Raw genomic sequence first — 21824 nt, forward strand, 5'->3', positions numbered from 1 at the left:
CGGGCGTTGCTCCTGCCGGCGTCTCGCGCCGGAACGGGAACACTGACTGCTCACGGCGTCACCGCCTTGCTGCCGAAGGTCACGACGAGGTGGCCGTCCCCGGCGAAGGACCAGCCCAGGGCACCGGCGTAGGAGGAGCAGCGCGACCCGTTCGAGCCGAGCCAGAACTGGTTCGAACTTTCGGCGTCACCGGCGACCTTGTCGTTCGAGCCACTGCCGCTGCGGCACGAGGTGTTGTTCCGGAACACCGAACTTCCCTTGTCGAAGGAGAAGTTGCGCTGAACACTGTCGATTCCGACGTTGTCGGAGACGGTCATCGTGCCGGGGTTGCTGTTGTAGGTGAACCCGTGGTGGCCGTTCTTGTAGGCGATGTTGTGCCGGACCAGGTGGTTGACCTTGATGTCCGAGCCGCCGAGCTTGTAGCCGTTGCGGTCACCGTTGTTGTTCTGGGTGCCGTCGCTGAGGGTGCCGTTGCTGTAGGCGAGGGAGTACTCGATGGTCACCGGTCCGATGGCGCCGGTGTCGGTCTTGGTGTAGAGGTCCCAGCCGTCGTCGATGTTGTTGTGGGCCACGTCGTAGCGGAAGACGTTCCCGGTGCCGGTGGTGAGCTTCGCGGCGAAGCCGTCGGCGTTCTCGCCGGCGGAGTCCTTGTTGTCGTGTGACTCCGAGCTCACGATCAGGTTGTTGGACGGCCACTGGGACGTGGGGGTGCTGCTGGCGACCCGGCCGAGTTGCAGCCCCGTGTCGCGGTTGTACGCCGTCACCGTGCGCTCGACGACGTTGTTGCTGCCGCCGACGTAGATGCCGTTGTCCCCGGCGTGCTGGACGGTGAGGCCGTACAGGCGCCAGTAGTCGGCGTTCAGCTGGATGCCCCGGTTGGAGGAACTCTCGCTCTGCGCGGAGAAGTCCAGCACCGGCGTCTCGCCCGGGTAGGCGGACAGGGTGGTGCGGGCACTGGAGGTTCCGTTGCTGCCGACGGGGATCGTGACGGTGGAGGAGTACTTGTACGTCCCGCCGCGCAGGTAGATCGTCCCGCTGGACGAGATGCGGCTGATCGCCGAGGTGAGCGTGGTCGGGGCGGACTGTGTTCCGGACGCGCTGTCCTTGCCGTTTGGCGCGACGTAGAGGACGGTGCTCGCCGCCTTCACGGCGCTCACGGTCGCGGGCGTGGCCCTGCCGCGATCGCCGTGAACGGAAACGGCCTGCGCCGTGGTGCCGGACAGCGTGATGAGGGCGCCTGCCAGCAGGCCGACCGATGCTGTTGCGGCTCTCGATTGCATCGCCTGTCTCCAGAATCTTCGGTTGTGGGGGTACGAGGTGGCCGTGGCCCGTGTGCCCGGGCAGGGCGGTGGGCCTTCCGGCCGGGCAGGTGCTGTTCGAAGTGCTGAACTGATCGTGCTGACACAGCGGGGGAAAGCGCTTTCTGAGACGGTAGAAACGTGTCGTGACTGCGTCAATAGAGCGGCCACCTGAAATCTGTTCAGAAAGATGAATCATGGCCGCGGGGGCGTCTGCAGGGTGAACGTGACGACAACAGCGGGCCACCATCGCCTCCGTCAGCCGGTCCCGGTTCAGCGCCACCCCGCACAGCTAGACCGCCAGCCACTCGGCGAGCTGGGCCTGGTCATCCTCGGTGCACTCACGGAAACCGAATGCGCCCCGGATCTCCATCCGGTGCCGCTTGATCGCCCGCCCCGACCAGTCGTACGCGACTTCGGCCGGCCGCCCGAACATGACCTGCGCGAGATCTTGAACGCGATCCTGTACGTGGGCCGCACCGGCGTGCAGTGGCGCTATCTCCCGCACGACTTCCCACCCTGGGAAACCGTCTACGGCTACTTCGCCAAGTGGCAGAAGGAAGGCATCTTTGCCCCTCAGCGGCTTACTGCGGGAGTTCGTGCGACGCCAGGGCGGCCGGAGTGCCGAGCCGTCGGCATGCGTCATCGACGCGCAGAGCGTCAAGACACCCACCAGCGTTCCCGCAGCCAGTCAGGGCAGCGGCGCCGGCAAGAAGATCGCCGGCAGGAAACGCAGCATCATCACCGACACGCCCGGACTGCTTCTGACCGTGCTGGTCACCGCGGCCGGTGTGCAGGACTCCGTGGCCGGCGCCCGCCTGCTCCAACGCGCCCCCGGGATCAGGGGGTTCACCCCAATCCCGAAACGCTGGGCAGTCGAGCGGACCTGCGGCTGGCTGATGCTCCACCGCCGCCTGGCCCGCGACTGCGAAACCCCTCCCGCCGGCTCAGCAGGTCGTGCACCCCGCGCCGTACCGCCTCGTGGTCGTCCAACAGAAAGACCCGGATCGGAGGGCCGGGTCCGGGCCGGTCGCTGTGCCGGTCCTGATTCTGCCCTCGGCAGGAGGGCCTACGGGCTGCCCCGAGCTGCGGCGCACTGGCTTGCGTCACCTTCACTGAACCGGCCCGGAAACGAACACCGGCGGACGGGACCGAACGGCCCTGCCGCTCACCCGCACGGCCCTACCCGTGTGTGACCGGACGCGCACAGACTGGTAGGGACACCGACACGACCGGAGGACAGACCATGCCGACCGTACCCACCGACGAGGAGTTGCGGGCGCTGGACGCCCACTGGCGGGCCGCGAACTACCTGGCGGTCGGACAGATCTACCTGATGGACAACCCGCTGCTCACCGGGCCCCTGCGCCCGGAGCACGTCAAGCCCCGGCTGCTCGGGCACTGGGGCACCTCACCGGGCCTGAACCTGGTCCACACCCACCTCAACCGGGTCATCAGGGCCCGCGACCAGGACGCCCTGTGTATCTGGGGCCCCGGCCACGGCGGCCCAGCCGTGCTGGCCAACTCGTGGCTGGAGGGCACGTACTCCGAGATCTACCCGGACGTCAGCCGGGACGCGGCGGGTATGGAGCGGCTGTTCAAGCAGTTCTCCTTCCCCGGCGGTGTGCCGAGCCATGTGGCGCCCGAGACGCCCGGCTCGATCCACGAGGGCGGCGAGCTGGGCTACGCCCTCTCGCACGCTTACGGGGCCGCGTTCGACAATCCGGACCTGCTGGTGGCCTGCGTCATCGGCGACGGCGAGGCGGAGACCGGACCGCTGGCCGCCTCCTGGCACTCCAACAAGTTCCTGGACCCGGTGTACGACGGCGCCGTCCTGCCGATCCTGCACCTGAACGGCTACAAGATCGCCAACCCGACGGTGCTCGCCCGCTTGCACGGACCCGAGCTGGACGACCTGCTGCACGGCTACGGCCACGAGCCGATCCACGTCACCGGCGACGACCCCATGACCGTCCACCGCGCCATGGCCGAGGCCATGGACACCGCGCTGGACCGCATCGCGCTCATCCAGAACGCCGCCCGCGAGGAGGGCGTGGTCGAGCGGCCGCACTGGCCGGTGATCGTGCTGCGCACCCCCAAGGGATGGACCGGACCCGCCGAAGTCGACGGCGTCCCGGTCGAGGGCACCTGGCGCGCCCACCAGGTCCCGCTGTCCGCCGTCCGCGACAATCCCGAGCACCTGCGCCAACTGGAGGCGTGGCTGCGCTCGTACCGTCCGGAAGAGCTGTTCGACGACCACGGCAGCCCCACCGCCCAGGTGCTCGACTGCGTACCCGAAGGACGCCGCAGGCTCGGTGCCACCCCGCACGCCAACGGTGGGCTCAGGTTGCGCGACCTGCCGGTGCCGCCGCTGGAGCGGTACGCGATCGACGTCGACAAGCCAGGAGTGACCCTGCACGAGCCGACACGGGTCCTCGGCGGCCTGCTGGAGCAGGTCATGGAGGACACCACCGAGCGCCGTGACTTCCGGCTGGTCGGCCCCGACGAGACCGCCTCCAACCGGCTCCAGGCCGTCTACGGCGCCACTGGCAAGGCGTGGCAGGCCAAGACTCTCGACGTCGACGAGCATCTGGACCGGCACGGCCGGGTCATGGAGATCCTCTCCGAACACACCTGCCAGGGCTGGCTCGAGGGCTACCTCCTCACCGGCCGGCACGGCATGTTCTCCTGCTACGAGGCGTTCGTCCACATCGTCGACTCCATGGTCAACCAGCACATCAAATGGCTGCGCACCACCCGCCGGTTGCCCTGGCGCGCGCCGATCGCCTCGCTGAACTACCTGCTCACCTCGCACGTGTGGCGGCAGGATCACAACGGCTTCTCCCATCAGGACCCCGGCTTCGTCGACCACGTCCTCAACAAGGCACCCGAGGTCGTCCGGGTCTACCTGCCGCCGGACACCAACACCTTGCTGTCGGTCGCCGACCATGTCCTGGACAGCCGCGATTACGTCAACGTGGTGGTCGCCGGCAAGCAGCCCTGCTTCGACTGGCTCACCCTCGACCAGGCCCGCGCCCACTGTGCCCGCGGCGCCGGGATCTGGGAGTGGGCGGGCACCGAGGACGGCAGCCGCGAGCCCGACGTCGTCCTCGCCGCAGCCGGGGACGTGCCCACCCAGGAGATCCTGGCCGCTGCCCAGCTGATCCGCCGCCACCTGCCCGACCTGATGGTGCGCGTGGTCAACGTGGTCGACCTGGCCCGGCTGCTGCCCCACGAGGAACACCCGCACGGTATGACCGACGCCGAATTCGACGCCCTGTTCACCCGGGACAAGCCGGTCATCTTCGCCTACCACGGCTACCCGTGGCTGATCCACCGGCTCGCCTACCGCCGCGCGGGTCACCCGAACCTCCACGTACGCGGATACAAGGAGATCGGCACCACGACCACGCCCTTCGACATGGTCGTCCGCAACGACCTCGACCGCTACCGGCTCGTCATGGACGCCATTGACCGCGTCCCCGGCCTCGCCGTACGCGCCGCGCCGCTTCGGCAGCAGATGGAGGACGCCCGGTTGCGCCACCACGCCTGGATCCGCGAGCACGGCACCGACCTACCCGAGGTCGCCGACTGGACCTGGACCGGCTGACCGCCGAACGGGCCCCGCAAAGGGGACGGAACACGGTTCCGCCACCGGGAGCCGTCGAATCACCGCGGGACCGCGGCTAGGCCGTTTCGTTGTCGGTGTCAGTGACCACGCTCTGCTCGAGCGGGCAGTGGACTCCGAGTTGGTGGCGGTGGCTGTCACGGCAGCCGCAGCAGCGGTAGAGGCGCCTGCGGTCGGCGGGGGGCAGGAAGAATAGTGTGCCAGGCCGCCATTGAAGTGACCATCGATCAGCACCTCGGGGCCTTCCTCAAGGTCCCGGCCAGCGGCCTGCTCGCCGCGCGTAGTGGAGCGGGGGCCGGGTGGTGCTCGGGCCGCCAGCGGGTGGGCCTGTGCCCGGTGGTGATCCAGGGGCCGGCTCCTTGGTCGGTGCGCGGCCACCACGGAAGCCCTCGATTGTTCGCGGATCCGGATGATCCGGCGCGTCTGGAGCTGTCGGTTCACGCGCGCCGTGGCATCAGTGCTTGGGGGAGTGGCCGGCCGTCGCCGCGTGGTCGGGAGCCGCCCGCCGCTTGGGCTTGCGTGTTGAAACTGATCGGTTTACGGTGGTGGAAACTGATCGGTTTCCGCCATGGGACGAGATCGAAAACTACGCTGACTAGGGAATCGGATGACTACCGCGCGCGATGCCGATCGGCAACCTCCGGCTCCGAAGCTTCCGCCGAAGCTGGCTGCGCACCCGTCGGTGCAGGCCGTACTCGCTCGGCGCAGGGCCGGTGACGTAGCGAGCCCGCCGGCGGTGATCGACGCGGGCTGGCTGCGCGAACTGTGCCTGGCGGCCGGTGCGGACGACGCGGCCGCGGTCAGCTTGGACCATCCCGACCTGGCCGGCGAGCGGGAGCACGCGCTGGCCGCGTTGCCCGGCACGCGGACCCTGATCGCGATGGTGGTTCGGATGAACCGCGACAACTGCCGCTCCCCGGCTCGCAGCGTGGCCAACCAGGAGTTCCATCAGACCGACGAGCAGGCCAACCATGCCGCCCGCAGCGTTACCCGAGCATTGCAAGACGCCGGCTACCGCGCGCTCAATCCGTCTGTCGGCTTCCCCCAGGAGATGGACCGCTTCCCCAATGAGCGGATCTGGGTGGTGGCGCACAAGACCGTCGCGGTGGCCGCGGGGCTCGGTGTGATGGGTCTGCACCGCAACGTCATCCACCCCAAGTTCGGCAACTTCGTGCTGCTGGCCACCGTCCTGGTGGATGCCCAGGTGAGCGAGTACGGGCAGGCGCTGGACTACAACCCCTGCATCGACTGCAAGTTGTGCGTCGCCTCCTGCCCGGTCGGCGCCATCAGTAAGGACGGAGACTTCGACTTCTTCGCCTGCACCACACATAACTACCGTGAGTTCATGAGCGGGTTCACCGACTGGGCGCAGACCGTGGCCGACAGCCAGGACGCCGCCGATTACCGCTCCCGGGTCACCGATTCCGAAAGCGCCTCCATGTGGCAGAGCCTGGCCTCTCCTCCCGGCTACAAGTCTGGCTACTGCATGGCCGTCTGTCCCGGCGGCGAAGACGTCCTCGGCCCGTACCTGGAGGACCGCAAGACCTTCATGGACACCGTGCTGCGACCGCTCCAGGAGAAGAGGGAAACCCTCTACGTCCTGCCGGGCTCACATGCGCAGGAATACGCCCAGCGCCGCTTCCCCCACAAGCCCGTCAAAGAGGTCACCGGCGGGTGGCAGCCCCCGGCGAAACGCTCCGCATCCTCCTGACCCGGCGCACTGCGCCCGCACCTGTACTCGGTCGGGAACGCCCTCGCTGGCGTCGGCGAACACGCTCACGTCATCCGGCCTGGTGCCCGACTCATCCGATGGAGCTTCGATCGGTCGTCGGATGGCCCTCACCCAGTCAGGAGCTCCCCGTTCTGTGGCGGTCGGGTCCGCCGAGGGGCGAACGTTCCGAGGGCCGCCGGTCTGCAATTGCGCGGTCCGGTCTCCTCCCGATGTAGCTGTGTTGTCCAGACCGGAGTGAGTCATGAATGAAATCCACCCCTTCCGCGTCCTGCGAGCCAAGCCGCTGTGGATCGTCAACGGCGCCATCACCGGCGTCCTGGCGCTGCTGTTCACTGTGTTCTACGTCGGCGCCAACATCGATCCGGCCGATCACATGAAGAAGCTCCCCGTAGGTCTGGTCAACGTTGACGCGGGGGCCGCTGTCGGCGGCAAGCAGGTCAATCTGGGAGCGCGGATCACCGAGTCGATCAAGAAATCCACCACGAGCGGGGACAGGATCGACTGGAAGATGATGGACGAGAAGGAGGTGAAGGAGGAGATCGGCGAGGGCAAGCTGTACGGCGCGCTCGTCGTGCCCGACAACTTCACCTCCTCCGTCACCGCACTGACCGGCACCGCGGGCCCCAAGAGCCCGGTTCGCCCGACACTGACGGTGCTGACCAACCAGTCCGCCGGCAGCCTGGGCTCCAGCATGGCTCGGGCGGCTTCGACTACGGCGGCCGAGAGCGCCTCGCTCCAGCTGGGGAAGGAACTGACCGCGCGGACCGTGGCCGAACAGGCGAAACTGCCCGCCGCGGCGCGCGTCCTGCTGGCCGACCCGGCCGCCGTCACGGTTGAGGACGGCCATCCGCTCGCCCCGCACAGCGGCCTCGGCCTGACGGCGTTCTATTACGCGCTCGTCCTCGTGGTCTGCGGCATGCTCTCCGCCAATGTCGTCAGCGGCCAGACGGACCACGCCCTCGGCTACACCCACAACGACATGGGCCCACTGCGCCTGCACCGGCCGCTGATCCGGGCGACCAGGGCGCAGACCCTCGCCATCAGCATCACACTCATGATCGCTCTGTCGCTGCTGATGGGCACCATGGTCATGGTCGGCGCGGTCGGCATCATGGGGATGGCCGCCTCCCACCTGCCGCTGCTGTGGCTGTACTCGGTGTGTGCCATCGCGGTCTCAGGTATCGGTGCGCTCACCCTCCTTGCCGTGTTCGGCACGCCCGGCATGCTGGTCGTCACGCTGGTCTTCATCGGGATGGCAGTGCCGACGGCCGGTGCCACCACCCCGATCGAGGCGCTGTCGGGCTTCTACCGCTTCCTCGCGGAGTTCGAGCCGCTGCGGCAGATCACCGGCGGTGTCCGCTCGATCCTCTACTACGACGCCCAGGCCGACGCCGGCCTGGCCCGGGGATGGGCGATGATGGCCGTCGGTCTCGTGGCGGCCGTGCTGTTCGGCTTCGGCGTGACAGGCTGGTACGACCGCAAGGGACTGCACCGCGTCCCCGTCGAGACGAAGCCTGATAAGACCGCCGTCCCGGCGTAGCGGAACGTCACGGCGGGGCTGGGTCCTCGTGTCGCGCGGGGCCCTGGCACAGTTCAGGTGTCCGATCGACTGTGCGCGGCGCCGGATATCGCCCGAGACACCCTGGAAACCGATCGGTTTTTATTTCGCTGAAATCGAGTTATCCTGCTCTTATGAGCACCGAGGTGAAGCCCAGTTCCCGAGAGCGGCTGCTGGAGGCGGCGGCCACGCTCACCTACCGAGACGGTGTCGGCATCGGTGTCGAGGCGCTGTGCAAGGCGGCGGGGGTTTCGAAGCGCTCGATGTACATGCTGTTCGACAGCAAGGAGGAGCTGCTGGCGGCGAGCCTGGAGGAGCGCGCTTCTGCCTTCGTGGCGAGGCTCCTGCCTGCGGCGGACGATGGCCGCTCACCCCGCGAGCGGATCCTGCGCGTCTTCGAGAACGTGGAATCGCAGGCGGGGGCTCCCGAGTTCCGGGGCTGTCGGTACCTGGCGGTGCAGATCGAGCTCAAGGATCGGAGCCACCCTGCGAGTCAGGTGGCGCACCGGATCAAGGGAAATCTCACGGCCTTTTTCCGGGCCGAGGCCGAACAGGGTGGCGCGAGCGATCCGGACCTGCTGGCCCGGCAGCTCAGCCTGGTCTTCGACGGCGCCAGTGCTCGCGCGGGGATCGGAGCCGACAACCTCACAGGGCTCATCGCGCCCACTGTGGTCACCCTGCTCGATGCTGCAGACGTGCGCTGAGGCAGCCACTCTTCGAGCGGCTCGGTGACTGATGTGCTCTACGAGTGCATGGCGGTCTCCGGCGCGGCGGCCAGAGCAGCTCGCACGGCGTCATTCCTCTCGGCGCTCGGGATGAACCCGAGGGGCGTAACGGTGAAGTCCCAGCTGCCCTGCGCCAGGAAGGTCGTGGTCTGGTTGGCATCCGCGCCCAGTGACACAGGCGCACGGTTTCACAGAGTCTGATCCAGTCAGCCCATAAGAGCTCGCTGATCTGGTCGGACATAGTCGGCAACGCGGTTCGTGATGAGTTCCCTCCTTGGGCTTGCACATGAAAACCGATCGGTTTACCGTGGCGGAAACCGATCGGTTTCTCAGTGGCTTCGGGAGTCCATGATGACGACAAATCGGCCGATCGCACTCGTGACGGGTGCGTCATCCGGTATCGGGAAGGCGGCCGCGCTCGCGCTGGTCGAAGCGGGTTTCGACGTGGTCGGCACAAGCCGCGACACCTCGCGCGTCGCCCCGGTCGACAAAGTGGCCTTCCTCGACCTCGACGTGGCCAGTGACACGTCGGTCAGTGCGACGGTCCAGCAGGTGGTCGACCGGTTCGGACGGATTGACGTCCTGGTCAACAACGCCGGTATCGGCTTGACGGGCGCGGCCGAGGAAAACTCCGTCGCGCAGGCCCAGGGTGTCTTCGACATCAACGTCTTCGGCGTCATGCGCATGGTGAAGGAGGTGCTGCCGCACATGCGAGCCCGGGGAGGCGGACGCATCATCAACCTTTCCTCCATCTTCGGGCTCATCCCGGCGCCGTACCTGGCTGCCTATGCCGCGTCCAAGCACGCGGTCGAGGGGTACTCCGAGTCCTTGGACCACGAGGTCCGGGAACACGGCGTGCGGGTCCTTCTCGTCGAGCCCGGCGGGACCAACACGGGGTTCGAGGCGAACAGCACGCAGCCCGACACGCCCCTGCACGTCTACGACAAGCAGCGTCGCGTCGCCGATCAGGTGATCGCCACAGCCGTCAGGGACGGCGACGACCCGGCCACCGTCGCCAAGGCGATCGTGGCGGCAGCGACAGATACCCATCCGAAGGTGCGGTACACCGCCGGCCCGATGGCCGGGCGAATCAGCACGCTGCGCCGCATCGTTCCCTCCCGGATCTTCTACAGCCAGATCCGCAAGTACAACCGGCTGGCCGGCTGACGCCCGCCCACGCCCAAGCACGCCCACGAGCAAAGAGGCACAGGGAGCGGCGCATCGCCGAGATCCGGATCGAGGCCGATGTTCCGACGGAGATGCGTGAGGGCAGGTGCTGCTGAGCCAGCTACCGTACGGCAAGCAGACCCCATGATGGCCGTCATGAGCGCGACCACGGCCCGAGAGGCCCGGCATCAGGTCTTCCACGAGGCCGCCCGACCATCCCGTATCGTCCTGCCGGTGGTTCCCCGGCCCGATAGGCGGGCAGCGAAGGACACAGCGGCTGGGCAGGGAAACCCGACTGGTTCAGCCGATCGCTGAAGCCGCACAGTTGACTGACACTACTCATGGGTGGAGTCCGGGACTGGGTCTCTCGTCGGTGGAGAACTGCTACGCGTCGAGAACGCCGGGGGTGTCGTGGAGGACGACGCTGCGCTCAAGCGGGACTCGTCCCATGCGGAAGCTGTTCGCCGGTGCGGCCTCGTTGGCGGTGCCGAAGGAGATGCCGAACAGGAGCTTGAGCTCCTCGGGGACACCCAGGAACTCGCGGATGGTGTCGGCGTAGAACCCGAGCATGGTCTGTGGAATGCCGTCGAAGCCCCGGGCCGTCAGTGAGAGCAGGAAGTTCTGCGCGTACATGCCGATATCACCCGCCGCCCGCACCCCGTCTCCGAACACCGGCACGAACAGAAGGGCGACATGGGGCGCGCCGAAGAAATTCAGGTTCTCCCGGGCCGCTGCCTTCCGGGCTGTTCGGTCCGAGCGCGGTATCCCCAGAGCCTGGTAAAGGGTCGCGGCATGGTTGTGCGCCCGGTCGAGGTAGGTGCCCTGGCCGAAGTCGGCGTAGTCGAAGGTGAAATCGTAGGAGAACCGCTCCTCCTCATCGGCGTGGAGCAGTTCCTTGCTCAGGGCGTCCCGCGCCGCGCCAGAGACGACATGCACCGTCCACGGCTGGGTGTTGCAGTTCGACGGGGCGGTTTGAGCGTCTTCCAGCACGCCGCGAATGTCCGACGGCGACAGCGGGGCGGGCAGGAACTTCCGAACGGAGCGCCGGGACCGCACGAGGTCGGTGAAGGGCGAAGCCGTGGTGGGCAGCAAAACGATTCCTCTCAAGTGGGCTCAGTTCGCGTGATCGCGGCTGTGCCTCATGGGGGTGGTGGTGGCAAGGGGTGGCAGTGCCGGGTGTGTCAGCGGTGGAGGGAGCGGTTGAGTTCGACGACCTCCTCCAGCGTGGGTGTGGAGGTGAGGGTGGTGAAGCGCTCCATCTGGCGGTCGCGGGTGCGCGGGGCCTCGGTCCGGCCGGCCGCCTCCAGGGCCGGCCCCAGGTCCTCAAGGCCCAGCTCGGTGCAGTAGGCGGGAGTCATCGGCTGCTGCCGCCAGGAGTCGGCCAGCACGCCCGCGTCGAACGGGTCGAAGCCGCTCTCGTCGACGAGGCGCATGCCCACGTGCCGTGCCTCGTCGGAGTCGGCGGCGACCGGGAGCGCGATGCGGCCCGGGGTGCCAGCCGGAACGCCCTTGGTCTGCAAGGTGCCTGCCAGGGCGGCGTTCCATGCCTTGACCACGGGGCGCCCCAGCTGCTCGGCGACCCACAGGCTCTCCACCTGGCCGGCCTCGACCGCGTTGACGGGGCCGCCCAGGTGAGGGAAGTAGTTGGAGGTGTCGATGACCACGGTCTCGCTGGGCACGGAGGCGAAGAGGCCCGCCACGTCCGGGATGCGGGCGAAGGGGACGGACAGGATGACCACGTCCTTGCTCTGGACGGCATCGGCCGCGGTCACCGCGTGCGCCCCGAATTCCAGCGCAGCGGCATCGATCGTCTCCGGCCCTCGGGAGTTCGCCACCTCGACGTCGTGTCCGCCCGCGCTGAACGTGCGCGTCAGGGCCGTCCCGATCGCTCCCGTACCGATAACGCCAATTCTCATGATTTGTCCCTCTTGAGGTCGCGCCACTCCTGGGTAAGGAGATGGCGAGGTGTGATGACTGTGCGGCGAGACACCGCCGTGAGGTGCCCCGGCAGCCCGCCGTGTGGTGAGTGGCTGGTGGCCTACTCCTCGTTGTCCCGCTCGCGGTATCCGCTTTCGATGAGTGCGCGCAGGCGGTCGAGCGATTCCTCGTCAGTGGCGCCGGTGCCCTTGATCCAGGCAACGGAGACGGCCGCCAGGAACAGGTCGTACCCCTGCACCGACGGGCGCGCGTGCCCCGTGAGCTGTGCGGCCCGCACGTACTCGTCGGTGGTGGCGATCAGGTAGTCGCAGGGCAGGGTGAGCGGGTTGTCCGGCTCCTGCTCCCTGGCCGCGGCCATGAGCGGTTCCGGCAGTCCACTGAAGGCACTGAAGTACTCCTCCATGGCCCGCAGCCACTGCCGCAGCGCCTCGGAAGCATCGCCGAGCTGCGCTATGTCCGCCCGGCGGGCCACCAGTTCCTCGGAGCGCGTCTGCAACACCGCTGCCAGCAGTGCCTCCCGGGTGGGGAAGTGCCGGTACAGCGTGCCCGGACCGACGCCCGCCTCCTTGGCCACCGCCTCCAGTGAGGCGCCAACCCCGGACCTCAGAAAATGGCGCTGCGCCGCTTCCAGGAGGGCCGCGCGGTTGCGCTGGACGTCCGCCCGGGGCCTGTGCCCCCGCTGCCCGTTGACGCTCATCCGTCTTCCTGCCTCACGTGATGTTGCGGTCCCGATAAAACGGAGGCTGCCTCCGTGCAGGGTCGAGCGTAAAACGGAGGCAGTGTCCGGTCAACTCGACCCCCACTTCACTGGCGCCCGGATCGCAGTCAGGTCCTGTCGATTGGCGTCGCGCGCGACGGTCGTCGCGATGCGGCTCGGCCGCCTTGCGTGATGAAACCGATCGGTTTACGGTGGAGGAAACCGGTTGGTTTCTCGCTTGGGAGGCAATCGTGACAGCAGTCGAAGGCGCCACCGTTCTCGTCACCGGAGGCGCCCGCGGCATCGGCAAGGAGCTGGTCGGGGAGCTGTACGCGCGCGGTGCCGGCAAGGTCTACGCCACGGCCCGTGACCCGCGCACGGTGAGGCATCCCCATGCCGTTCCGGTAGCGCTGGAGGTCACCGACCCGGCATCGGTGGCAGCGGCCGCCGAGCAGGCCCCGGATGTCACCATCCTGATCAACAACGCCGGCGCATCGGCCGGCGCTTCGTACCTCGACTCCGCGATGGAGGACGTGCGCCGGGACCTGGAGACCAACTTCTACGGGCCGCTGCTGGTCACCCGGGCCTTCGCGCCGATCATCGAGCGCAACGGAGGGGGCCACATCCTCAACGTCCACTCCGCCCTGTCCTGGCTGGCTGACGGCACGCCCTACAGCGCGTCCAAGGCCGCGCTGTGGTCGCAGACCAATTCTCTGCGCCTGGAGTTGCAGCCTCGCGGTATCGCGGTGACCGGGCTCCACGTGGCCTATGTGAACACGGACATGACGTCGGCCATCGACGCGCCCAAGGCCGACCCCCGCGACGTCGCCGTGGCCGCGCTCGACGGTATCGCGGCGGGGGCACACGAGGTGCTGGCCGACGACACCACTCGCTGGGTCAAGTTGCAGCTGGCCGCTGAACTGGAAGCCATGTACACGCAGTTGACCCAGTAGTACGCACCTACCGATTCAAAGGAAATTCTTGTGGAACGTCCGCTCACCCACCGCTTCGTCGACGTGAACGGGGTCAGGCTGCACATCGCCGAGCAGGGGGCAGGGACCGCTGGTCCTGCTGCTGCACGGCTGGCCGGAGAGCTGGTACTCCTGGCGTCACCAGTTCGGGGCGCTCGCGGCGGCCGGATACCGGGTCGTCGCCCCCGACCAGCGCGGCTACGCCCGTAGTGAGCAGCCGCCGGACGTCACGTCGTACACCGCTCGGCAGGGAGCCACGCCCGTTGGTCATACCCGACGGTCTGGGCCTCCTGGACACCATGCCGGAGTCGCCCGCTCTACCGGCCTGGCTGACGGAGGAGGACATCCAGGTTTACGCGGATGACTTCGCCGCGCACGGCGATCAGGCGTTCACCGGAGCCTTCAACTGGTACCGGAACATCGAACGCAACAACGAACTGCTTGCGCCTTTTTGGGGGGTGCGGCATCGACGTCCCCGCGCTGTACGTGGTGGGAGACCGTGACATGGTCACCGCATTGCGTGACCCGGAGGGAGACAGCCCGCTGAGCGATCTTTTGCGCGGTCCGGGCGGGTCTGGCAACCCGCTGAGCGCTCTCGCGCCACGACTGCACGGCCCCGTGGTGCTGCCGGGGTGCGGGCATTGGACGCAGCAGGAGCGTCCCGCCGAGGTCAACGCCGCGCTCCTCGACTTCCTCGCGTGGCGGAGGCGTGCGCGAAGATCCTGGCCGACCCGGCGCCGCACATCTCGAAGTCCTACGAGCTCAACGGTCCGGACCTGAAGGACATGCACGGGTTCGCGGAGGACTTCGGGGCTGTGCTGGGACGTCAAGTCACGTACGTTCCCGAAGAGGTCGAAACCTGGAACGAGAACTACGTGGACACTGCCCTTGCCGGGCTTCCGCACACCGCGGAGCACATGAAGACCCTGACCCGGCTGATCGGCGGCGGGGGGTACCGCGGCGTCACCGACCAGCTGGAAACCCTGCTCGGGCGTCGGCCGAAGACCGTGCGGTGGGCGCTGGAGAACCATCCGCGCGTCCAGAAGCTGGCGTCTGCCTGATCCGCGGTCCCTCACGCCGCCGGACGTGGCGCGGTCGCGGCCCTGAACGCCGAGCCCGATCGGCGGGAAGCCGGGTGGTCTTTTCCCCGATGCCGAACAGGCGCATCAGCTTCAGCGCATCGCCTGGCTCATCGGCGGTGTCCGGGCGGTCGCGCGGATCTCTGGGACCAGCGAGACCACGATCCGCAGGGGGTATTCGAGCTGAACTGCCGCAGGAAGTCCTGTATCGGCTCCAGGTGCCGCCGAGGGTCAGGGCGGACGGATTACGCGCGTGCGACGTTGCTGACCGCGGTACGCAGGTCGTCCTCCCCGGCAAGCAGCGGGGGGAGGGGGGTTGCGTTCGCGGGGTTGAGCGAGTCGAAGAGCAGGGCGATGAAGCGTGCGCGCAGAGAGGGCGCGGTGCCGGGGAGGGCGAGACCGGCCACCGCCATGACCAGGAAACGCGGAATGTCTTCCGCGGTGAGGTCGGAGCGGATCTCCCCCTGCTGCTGCGCGCGCAGCAACAAGGGGTGGAGGGAGTGGCTGAGGCGCTGGAGGGCCTCCACGGCCACGTCGGTGAAGTTGCTGGCGAAGCTGACCAGTCCCCGCTCCTCGGTGATCAGGTCGAGCAAGTGCGTGGCGATGTCCTGGAGGGACCGGCGCGGGTCGGGAGCATCGGCGGCGCGGTCGATGCGGGGCAGCAGGTCCGTCTCGAGGATGTCGTCGAGGACGGCCCGGACGATCGCCTCCCGATTGGGGAAGTGGCGGTAGAGGGTGGCGATGCCCACGCCGGCCTCGGCTGCGATCTGTTCCAGGGATGCCTCGCCGGTGGCGAGGACGGTCCGCCCGGCAGCGGTGATGCGCTCGACACTGGCGCGTGCGTCGACCCTGCGCCGGTGAGCGCGGTCCTTCGTGGTTGCCATCGACGGCTCCTCCCTGCTCTGCGGTGAAGGCTACCTTCCTCGTGTGATAGTACTCTATCGCTTTGATAGTGGACTATCGCTTCGTGTCTTGGCGTGGTCTCGACGCACGGAAGAGGGAGAGAGCTGTGTCCGTTCTGCTGTACCGGTTGGGAAGGTTCGCCTACGGCAAACCCTGGTACGTCATCGGGGGCTGGCTGGCCGTGGTGGCGGCCGTGGTGGGCCTCCTCCTGGCCAACCCGGTCAAGCTCAGCAACGAGGTCCGTATCGACGGCACCCCGTCCCAGAAGGTCATCGACGAACTGGCCAGGTCCCTGCCGGAGGCGTCCGGCGGGCAGGGCATGCTGGCCTTCAAAGCGCCGGACGGTGCCCAGATCGACGACGGGAAGGTCCAGGCCGCCCTGGTCGCGGCAGTGGATGCCGTCTACCGCCACGACCACGTGATCGACGCCCGGAAGGTCATGGCTCAGCAAGTCGCCCAGGGGGAGAACAGCCCTCTGATACGGGGCCAGGCGGCGGTGGCTCAGGCTGCCGGACAGCCGTCCTCCGGCAAGACGCCCGTCCCGTTACAGGTGGACGGCCGGCCGGTGCCGGGAGTCACTGTCTCCGCCGATGGCTCGACAGCACTGATGCAGTTCCAGTTCGATGAACAGACCTACGAGCTGCCCTCCGGGACGATCGACAGCACCATCAAGGCCGCCGAGCGGCAAGCCGCACATGGCCGCCTCGAAGTCCTGCCGTCCGCGTCCATGATGGAGATCCCCGAGATCATCGGCATCGGAGAGATCGTCGGTGTCGTCGTCGCGGCCATTGTCCTGCTGGTCACGCTGGGGTCGGTCGTGGCGGCGGGGCTACCCCTGGTCATCGCCCTGGTCGGGGTCACGGTGGGGGTGGGGGGAGCCTTCACTCTCTCCGCCGTCTTTGAAATCCACTCGCTCACCGCGGTCCTGGCTCTGATGCTGGGGCTGGCCGTCGGTATCGACTACGCCCTGTTCATCGTCAACCGGGAACGCCGGCTGATCCTGGAGGACGGCTTGGACGCGCACGAAGCGACCAGCCGTGCCGTCGGCACAGCCGGGAGCGCGGTCTTCTTCGCCGGCTGCACCGTCATCATCGCCTTGATGGGGCTCTTGGTCGTCAGGATCACCCTGCTCAGCACCATGGCCATCGTGGCGGCTGCCACGATCGCCCTGGCTGTCCTGCTCGCCCTGACCTTGCTGCCGGCGCTGCTGGGGCTGGTCCAGGAACGCGTCTGTCCCACCCGGAACCGGAACAGGGTGCGGCAACCGAAGGCTTCCGCCGACCACGCGCGGGCAAGTCGCTGGGGAGCACGCCTGATCCGCCACAAATACCCGGCCCTCGCGTCCGCGCTCCTGATCCCGGTGATCCTGGCCGTGCCTGCCGCCGACATGAAGATGGGCCTGCCCTCCGGGGCCAGCTACAACACCGACACCGCACAGCGGCAGAGCTACGAGGTGGTCAGCGACGTCTACGGGCCCGGCTACAACGGACCGCTCATGGTCGCCGTCACCTCTGCCGCCAAAGGGCAGTCCCTCACCCCGGCAACTCTCGCCGCGGTCACCTCCGCCATCGAGGGCATCAAGGGCTCGACCTCGGTGTCCCTGGCCGGAATGAACAGCACCGGCACCACGGCCATCCTCAGCCTCATCCCCGGCAGCGGCCCGAACGACGACGCCACCAAGGACCTCGTCACCGCCGTACGGGACAAGAGCGCACAGATCGGCGAAGCCCACGGCGCCACCGTCGGTATCACCGGCTTCACCGCCCTCGCGATCGATGTCTCCGACCGGCTCGCCGATGTCCTGCCCCTCTACGTGGCAACCGTGCTCGCACTCTCCCTGATCGTCCTGCTCCTGGTCTTCCGCTCCTTTATGATCCCGGTGATGGCCACCCTCGGCTTCCTGCTCTCCATCGGCGCCACCTTCGGCCTGACCACGGCTGTCTTCCAGTGGGGCTGGCTCCAGGACCTGATCGGACTCGACGCCAGGGCCCCTGTGGTGAGCCTGCTGCCCATCATCATCACCGGCGTCCTGTACGGACTCGCCATGGACTACCAGATGTTCCTGGTCACCTCCATGCGGGAAGCCCACGTCCACGGCGCCACTCCGCTCAACGCCACTGTCACGGGATTCGCACGTGCCAGCTCCGTCGTCGTCGCGGCGGCCACCATCATGGTCTCCGTCTTCGCCGGATTCATCTTCAACCCTGAGCCCATGATCAAACAGGCCGGCTTCGCGCTGGCCGCCGGCATCCTCATCGACGCCTTCGTCATCCGCATGACCCTCATCCCCGCCACCATGGCACTCGCGCAGGAGAAAGCCTGGTGGCTGCCCGCCCGGCTGGAGCGCCTGCTGCCCGACCTCGACGTCGAAGGCGACAAGCTCACGCAGAAGATCCCGCTGCCCCGCCCTGCGCCCCACAAGCCGCACGTCACCGCCCCCAAGGCCGAGACCCCCAGCTGACCTGCCAGCGGCGGGTTCGGGCAGTCCGGCGAAGGGCTATCCGGCCGGGCGGCCTCGCGGAAGATGCGCCACGGCAGTGTGATGGGTGCGGCGCTGACCTTCGCAGCGCTGCCTAGGAAAAATCTTTCCCATTGTCCGTTTCTACGGCAAGGCGGACTCTCGTGGTGTCGCTGCGCACAGCGGCATCGTTCGCCAGAGCAGACACGCAACCGTGAAGCGCAAGATCAACTTCGATAGCGCGTCTCTGCGCAGGCGTGACAATGAGAGGTGACCGTGACCGCGAAGAACCCGCACCTGGAGGAGTTGGGCCAGTTCTTGAAGGCCCGCCGTAGCGAACTCAGCCCGACCGCGCTCGGTCTGCCCTCAGGGGGCCCTGGAGCGCGTCGCGTGAGCGGCCTGCGGCGGGAAGAAGCCGCCGCGCACGCCGCGATCAGCCACGACTACAGCCGCATCGAGCAGGGACGCCTCGCACCCTCCCCACCGGTACTCGACGCCCTCGCACACACGCTGCGCCTCACACCGGTTCAGCGCACCTACGTCGAAGGGCTCGCCCGACAAGTCGATCGACGCACGTCACCCAGGCGTCGGCCGGCGCCGGCGCGGCCGCAGATCCAGCGCCTCCTGGACCAGCTGACGCTCACTCCTGCGTTCGTGGTGGGGAAGTACCTCGACTTCACCGCCTGGAACCCCCTCGCCGCGGCGTTCCTCATCGACATCGACAAGATGGCCCCGCACGAGCGCAACTACGTCCGCATGCTGTTCGCCGACCCGCGCATGAAGGACTTCTACGACGACTGGGAGGGCATGGCCCGTACCGGCGTCGCACTCCTCCGCATGCAGGCCGTCGACAACCCCGAGGACCCACGGCTCACGAACCTGGTCGGCGAACTCTCGGTCGGCTATCCCCTCTTCCGGCAATGGTGGGCAAGCCGCCATGTCGCGAGTCAGAACTTCGGTAGCAAGACCATCAATCACCCTGACCTTGGCGATCTCACCTTCGACTGGGACAGCTTCTGCTGGAGCGGAGACCCCGACCAGCACCTCACCATCTGGTCACCCGCCCCCGGTTCCCCGAGCGAGGAGAAGCTCCGGATCCTCGGCTCGTGGATCCAACAATCCGGCACCGCCGAAAACGTAACCGCAAGACGGAACGAGCCGTGACAAATGCCATCACTCTCTCGCGAAATGGTGTGTTGCCCGGTTGGGACCGCCCACGTTTTACTGGTGAAGAGGCAGTGTTCTCAGTGTTCTGGCCGTTGGCTGTTTACGTGATGATCGGGGGCGGCCATGCCGAACAGGGTCACGCCCCTAACGGACAACCTCTAGTGCTGTGACCGGGAAGGTTCGCCGGGGCGGTAGCGTCGCCTCGATAGTCTGCGCGGCGTGATCAACTCATACGCGAGCTCTGACGATGCCGCAGTCGCGATAGCCGGGGCCCGGGCTGGCGCGGACGTGGTCCGCGACATGTACGGCCAGCGGCTCAACCGCATCGACAAAGGTGCTGGGGACTTTGCCACCGCCGCCGATGTGGAGGCCGAGAAAACGATCCTCGGCCTCATCCGTGCCGCACGGCCTGATGACGCGGTGCTCGGCGAGGAAAGCGGCCGACAGGGCGCCGCCGACGCTGTGCGCCAATGGTTGGTGGATCCTCTGTGCGGCACGCTGAACTACGCCGTCGGCAGCATGCTGGTGGCCGTCAACGTGGCACTGCGCGATGGGGCGGCAGCGGTGGCCGACCCGTTCAGCGGCGAGGTTTTCTTCACCGACGGAAAGACCGCCTGGGTGCGGCATGACGGGGCCGACGACGCACTACTGACGCCCACCCCCGCCACCCGATTGGTGGACGTCAACCTGGATCCGCCGTTCCCGAGTGCGCCCGGATTCCGGACCGTGGATCTGCTGGCCCACCCTGAGTTCGTCACACGTTTCCGGCCGCGCGTCGTATCCACGACGCTGGCGCTGGCCTGGGTCGCTGCCGGCAAGCGCGCCGCGTATGTCACCGATGGCGGCGACCTCTCCAGGAGCGTGCATTTCGCGGCCGGCATCGCTTTGTGCCGGGCCGCTGGCTGTGTTGTCACCGGGATCGACGGTGCCCCGATCGGTGAGGCGGGTCGTGGGCTTGTGGTCGCCGCCGACGAGGAGACCCACGGGCTGCTGATGTCGATGATGCGCAGCCCAAGCTAATGCTGTGACGCATGCGGTGCGTGCGCGCGCCGCCTTGAGGTACTCTGCGTGATTTTCCTTGTACAGGGCCGCGTTGCGCTGTTCCATCCCCATGCGGGCCAGCAGTGCGTCGACGAGGCCCCGCTCGTAACGGCTCAGTTTGTCGCCGCCACCGGGAATGTTCTGGTAGGCCGATGGGAGCGCTGCTCCGGCTGCGGCAATCAGGTACAGCTGAGCGGCGGAGGGGTTCCGTCCATCGGGTGAGGGCGTTGCGGGCGGGGAGGTCGTTGAAGCCGAATGACGAGGAGATACCGGGGACCCCGAGCCTGTCGTGCGCGAACTGCAGCGGATCGGCGTACTTCTCTTCGGGGTTGTGCCAGTCGGCCCAGAACGTCATCAGGTCACCGGCCCAGCCACCGACGTCCCCTCCGCTGGCGGCCTTCTTGTTGCCCGGCTGGTCGGTCAGGAGGTGCGCGTTTGGCCGTGGCCATCATGTGCTCGGCGCCGAGTTGGTAGCCGGTGAAGGGGTCGGTAAACGATCCATCACGAGCTGGCTGCGCTTCTGGCCGCTGGCTCCGTACAAGCCGGCCAGGTCGTACAGCTGCTGGACGTAGGTGATGAAACTGTCCGCGGGTCCACCTGCGTCACCCACCGTGGAGACGCCGCGGTCGACTCCGGAGACGACGTCACGGTCGAGGTCGAACGAGTCGGAGCCGTTGGTGACCCCGGCCTCCGGCCCTCCGAAGCAGTGCCGCTCCGCCGACCTGATCGGCCGCAGCGTCATGGGTTTTCTCGTTACTCCACAGCGCGGCCGATGAGTTTGTGGCTCCCGGCCGGTCCAAGCTCGTGACACCCTAGGAAAGGACACCGCCATGTCGGAGCTTCTCGTCGACTTCATCACCTCCCTCGACGGCTACGCATCGGGAGAGGGATGGCCTGGGTTCTGGGGCCTCGAGGGCCCGGAGTACCTCGCATGGCTCGGCGAGCAGCCCGAGGCCACCTACCTGATGGGAGCGAACACCTACCGCCTGATGTCGGGCTTCGCCGCAGGCGAGGTCCCGAATGGCCAAGACGAGTTCAGGCCCGAGGAAGAGGCATCCGTCGACGAGCTCACGCAAGCGTCCAAGGTGGTGTTCTCCTCCTCACTCGAAAAGCCACTGACATGGGCCAACTCCACGCTCGTCCGCGACGACGCCGTCGAGGCGGTCCGCGCCATGAAGTCGAGTGGCTCAGGGCTCCTCAGCACGATCGGCAGCCTCAGCCTGTGCCGGTCCCTGCTACGAGCCGGACTCGTCGACCGCTTCCGGGTCGTGATGTTCCCGGTGATCACCGGGGCCACGGGCGAAGAACGCATCTACGACGGCTATCCGGACGTTGCCCTCGAGATGATCGAGCACCGCACCTTCGACGGCCGCATCCAGCTGGTCGAGTACAAGCCCCGCGTGCTCGAGCACCCGCCGCTCGGCGTCCCTGCGTGAGGTCGCCCCGTCCGCCGGTCTGGACG

At 67.8% G+C, this 21824-nt stretch carries 20 protein-coding genes and 1 pseudogene; 14 read left to right on the top strand and 7 right to left on the bottom strand.

The window, feature by feature from the left end:
• Window positions 1-50: 50 nt before the first annotated feature.
• Complete coding sequence (locus ACZ6CL_RS20460; protein WP_468937534.1) at window positions 51-1280, bottom strand: right-handed parallel beta-helix repeat-containing protein; 1230 nt, start codon at window positions 1278-1280, stop codon at window positions 51-53.
• Between the two features lie 310 nt (window positions 1281-1590).
• The gene (locus tag ACZ6CL_RS20465) at window positions 1591-1806 is read right to left on the bottom strand and encodes a hypothetical protein (protein ID WP_468937659.1); all 216 of its coding nucleotides are present in this window, start codon (window positions 1804-1806) and stop codon (window positions 1591-1593) included.
• Between ACZ6CL_RS20465 and ACZ6CL_RS20470 the strand changes: the two are divergent.
• From ACZ6CL_RS20470 to ACZ6CL_RS20495, 6 genes and pseudogenes are all read left to right on the top strand, one after another.
• Window positions 1711-2248 (top strand): annotated as a pseudogene (locus tag ACZ6CL_RS20470) (IS5 family transposase); the annotation flags it as partial. The gene ACZ6CL_RS20465 and the pseudogene ACZ6CL_RS20470 overlap by 96 nt on opposite strands.
• A gap of 296 nt (window positions 2249-2544) precedes the next feature.
• On the top strand, window positions 2545-4908 hold the full coding sequence (locus tag ACZ6CL_RS20475; RefSeq protein ID WP_468937535.1) for a phosphoketolase family protein: 2364 nt from the start codon (window positions 2545-2547) through the stop codon (window positions 4906-4908).
• Between the two features lie 754 nt (window positions 4909-5662).
• Window positions 5663-6637: a 4Fe-4S binding protein gene (locus ACZ6CL_RS20480; RefSeq protein ID WP_468937536.1), complete on the top strand. Its 975-nt coding sequence runs from the start codon at window positions 5663-5665 to the stop codon at window positions 6635-6637.
• 262 nt (window positions 6638-6899) lie between these two features.
• The gene (locus ACZ6CL_RS20485) at window positions 6900-8198 is read left to right on the top strand and encodes a DUF3533 domain-containing protein (RefSeq protein ID WP_468937537.1); all 1299 of its coding nucleotides are present in this window, start codon (window positions 6900-6902) and stop codon (window positions 8196-8198) included.
• 152 nt (window positions 8199-8350) lie between these two features.
• Window positions 8351-8920: a TetR/AcrR family transcriptional regulator gene (locus ACZ6CL_RS20490; protein WP_468937538.1), complete on the top strand. Its 570-nt coding sequence runs from the start codon at window positions 8351-8353 to the stop codon at window positions 8918-8920.
• A 372-nt stretch (window positions 8921-9292) separates the two neighbouring features.
• A complete protein-coding gene (locus ACZ6CL_RS20495) occupies window positions 9293-10108 on the top strand; it encodes an oxidoreductase (protein WP_468937651.1) in 816 nt (271 codons plus the stop codon).
• 384 nt (window positions 10109-10492) lie between these two features.
• On the opposite strand, the gene ACZ6CL_RS20500 is transcribed toward ACZ6CL_RS20495, so the two are convergent.
• From ACZ6CL_RS20500 to ACZ6CL_RS20510, 3 genes are all read right to left on the bottom strand, one after another.
• Window positions 10493-11200, bottom strand: coding sequence for a nitroreductase (locus ACZ6CL_RS20500; protein ID WP_468937539.1), 708 nt, complete (start codon window positions 11198-11200; stop codon window positions 10493-10495).
• An 89-nt stretch (window positions 11201-11289) separates the two neighbouring features.
• The gene (locus ACZ6CL_RS20505; protein ID WP_468937540.1) at window positions 11290-12024 is read right to left on the bottom strand and encodes an NADPH-dependent F420 reductase; all 735 of its coding nucleotides are present in this window, start codon (window positions 12022-12024) and stop codon (window positions 11290-11292) included.
• Window positions 12025-12146: 122 nt separating this feature from the next.
• Window positions 12147-12743: a TetR/AcrR family transcriptional regulator gene (locus ACZ6CL_RS20510; RefSeq protein ID WP_468937541.1), complete on the bottom strand. Its 597-nt coding sequence runs from the start codon at window positions 12741-12743 to the stop codon at window positions 12147-12149.
• A gap of 251 nt (window positions 12744-12994) precedes the next feature.
• Between ACZ6CL_RS20510 and ACZ6CL_RS20515 the strand changes: the two genes are divergently transcribed.
• The 4 genes from ACZ6CL_RS20515 (at window position 12995) to ACZ6CL_RS20530 (ending at window position 14775) form a co-directional block, all read left to right on the top strand.
• Window positions 12995-13696, top strand: coding sequence for an SDR family oxidoreductase (locus tag ACZ6CL_RS20515; RefSeq protein WP_468937542.1), 702 nt, complete (start codon window positions 12995-12997; stop codon window positions 13694-13696).
• 121 nt (window positions 13697-13817) lie between these two features.
• Entirely contained in the window at window positions 13818-14078 is a 261-nt protein-coding gene (locus ACZ6CL_RS20520; RefSeq protein ID WP_468937652.1) for an alpha/beta fold hydrolase, read from the top strand.
• Window positions 13978-14217, top strand: coding sequence for a hypothetical protein (locus ACZ6CL_RS20525; protein WP_468937543.1), 240 nt, complete (start codon window positions 13978-13980; stop codon window positions 14215-14217). The genes ACZ6CL_RS20520 and ACZ6CL_RS20525 overlap by 101 nt, the downstream gene beginning before the upstream one ends.
• Window positions 14218-14412: 195 nt before the next feature.
• Window positions 14413-14775 carry a hypothetical protein gene (locus tag ACZ6CL_RS20530; protein WP_468937544.1) on the top strand — a complete coding sequence of 121 codons (363 nt, stop codon included), beginning with the start codon at window positions 14413-14415 and terminating at the stop codon, window positions 14773-14775.
• 263 nt (window positions 14776-15038) lie between these two features.
• On the opposite strand, the gene ACZ6CL_RS20535 is transcribed toward ACZ6CL_RS20530, so the two are convergent.
• A complete protein-coding gene (locus ACZ6CL_RS20535; RefSeq protein ID WP_468937545.1) occupies window positions 15039-15677 on the bottom strand; it encodes a TetR/AcrR family transcriptional regulator in 639 nt (212 codons plus the stop codon).
• A gap of 125 nt (window positions 15678-15802) precedes the next feature.
• Between ACZ6CL_RS20535 and ACZ6CL_RS20540 the strand changes: the two genes are divergently transcribed.
• The 3 genes from ACZ6CL_RS20540 to ACZ6CL_RS20550 all read left to right on the top strand — a co-directional run bounded on the left by ACZ6CL_RS20540 (window position 15803) and on the right by ACZ6CL_RS20550 (window position 20341).
• Window positions 15803-18157: an MMPL family transporter gene (locus tag ACZ6CL_RS20540; protein WP_468937546.1), complete on the top strand. Its 2355-nt coding sequence runs from the start codon at window positions 15803-15805 to the stop codon at window positions 18155-18157.
• Between the two features lie 273 nt (window positions 18158-18430).
• The gene (locus ACZ6CL_RS20545; RefSeq protein ID WP_468937547.1) at window positions 18431-19318 is read left to right on the top strand and encodes a helix-turn-helix transcriptional regulator; all 888 of its coding nucleotides are present in this window, start codon (window positions 18431-18433) and stop codon (window positions 19316-19318) included.
• 222 nt (window positions 19319-19540) lie between these two features.
• Window positions 19541-20341, top strand: a complete 801-nt coding sequence (locus ACZ6CL_RS20550) for an inositol monophosphatase family protein (protein ID WP_468937548.1) — start codon at window positions 19541-19543, stop codon at window positions 20339-20341.
• Window positions 20342-20810: 469 nt separating this feature from the next.
• On the opposite strand, the gene ACZ6CL_RS20555 is transcribed toward ACZ6CL_RS20550, so the two are convergent.
• Window positions 20811-21104 (bottom strand): hypothetical protein, encoded by a 294-nt coding sequence (locus ACZ6CL_RS20555; protein WP_468937549.1) that lies wholly within the window; start codon window positions 21102-21104, stop codon window positions 20811-20813.
• 88 nt (window positions 21105-21192) lie between these two features.
• Here ACZ6CL_RS20555 and ACZ6CL_RS20560 point away from each other — a divergent pair, with 88 nt between their 5' ends.
• The gene (locus ACZ6CL_RS20560) at window positions 21193-21798 is read left to right on the top strand and encodes a dihydrofolate reductase family protein (RefSeq protein ID WP_468937550.1); all 606 of its coding nucleotides are present in this window, start codon (window positions 21193-21195) and stop codon (window positions 21796-21798) included.
• Window positions 21799-21824: the final 26 nt, after the last annotated feature.

Source organism: Streptomyces sp. NPDC041200 (assembly GCF_055591805.1).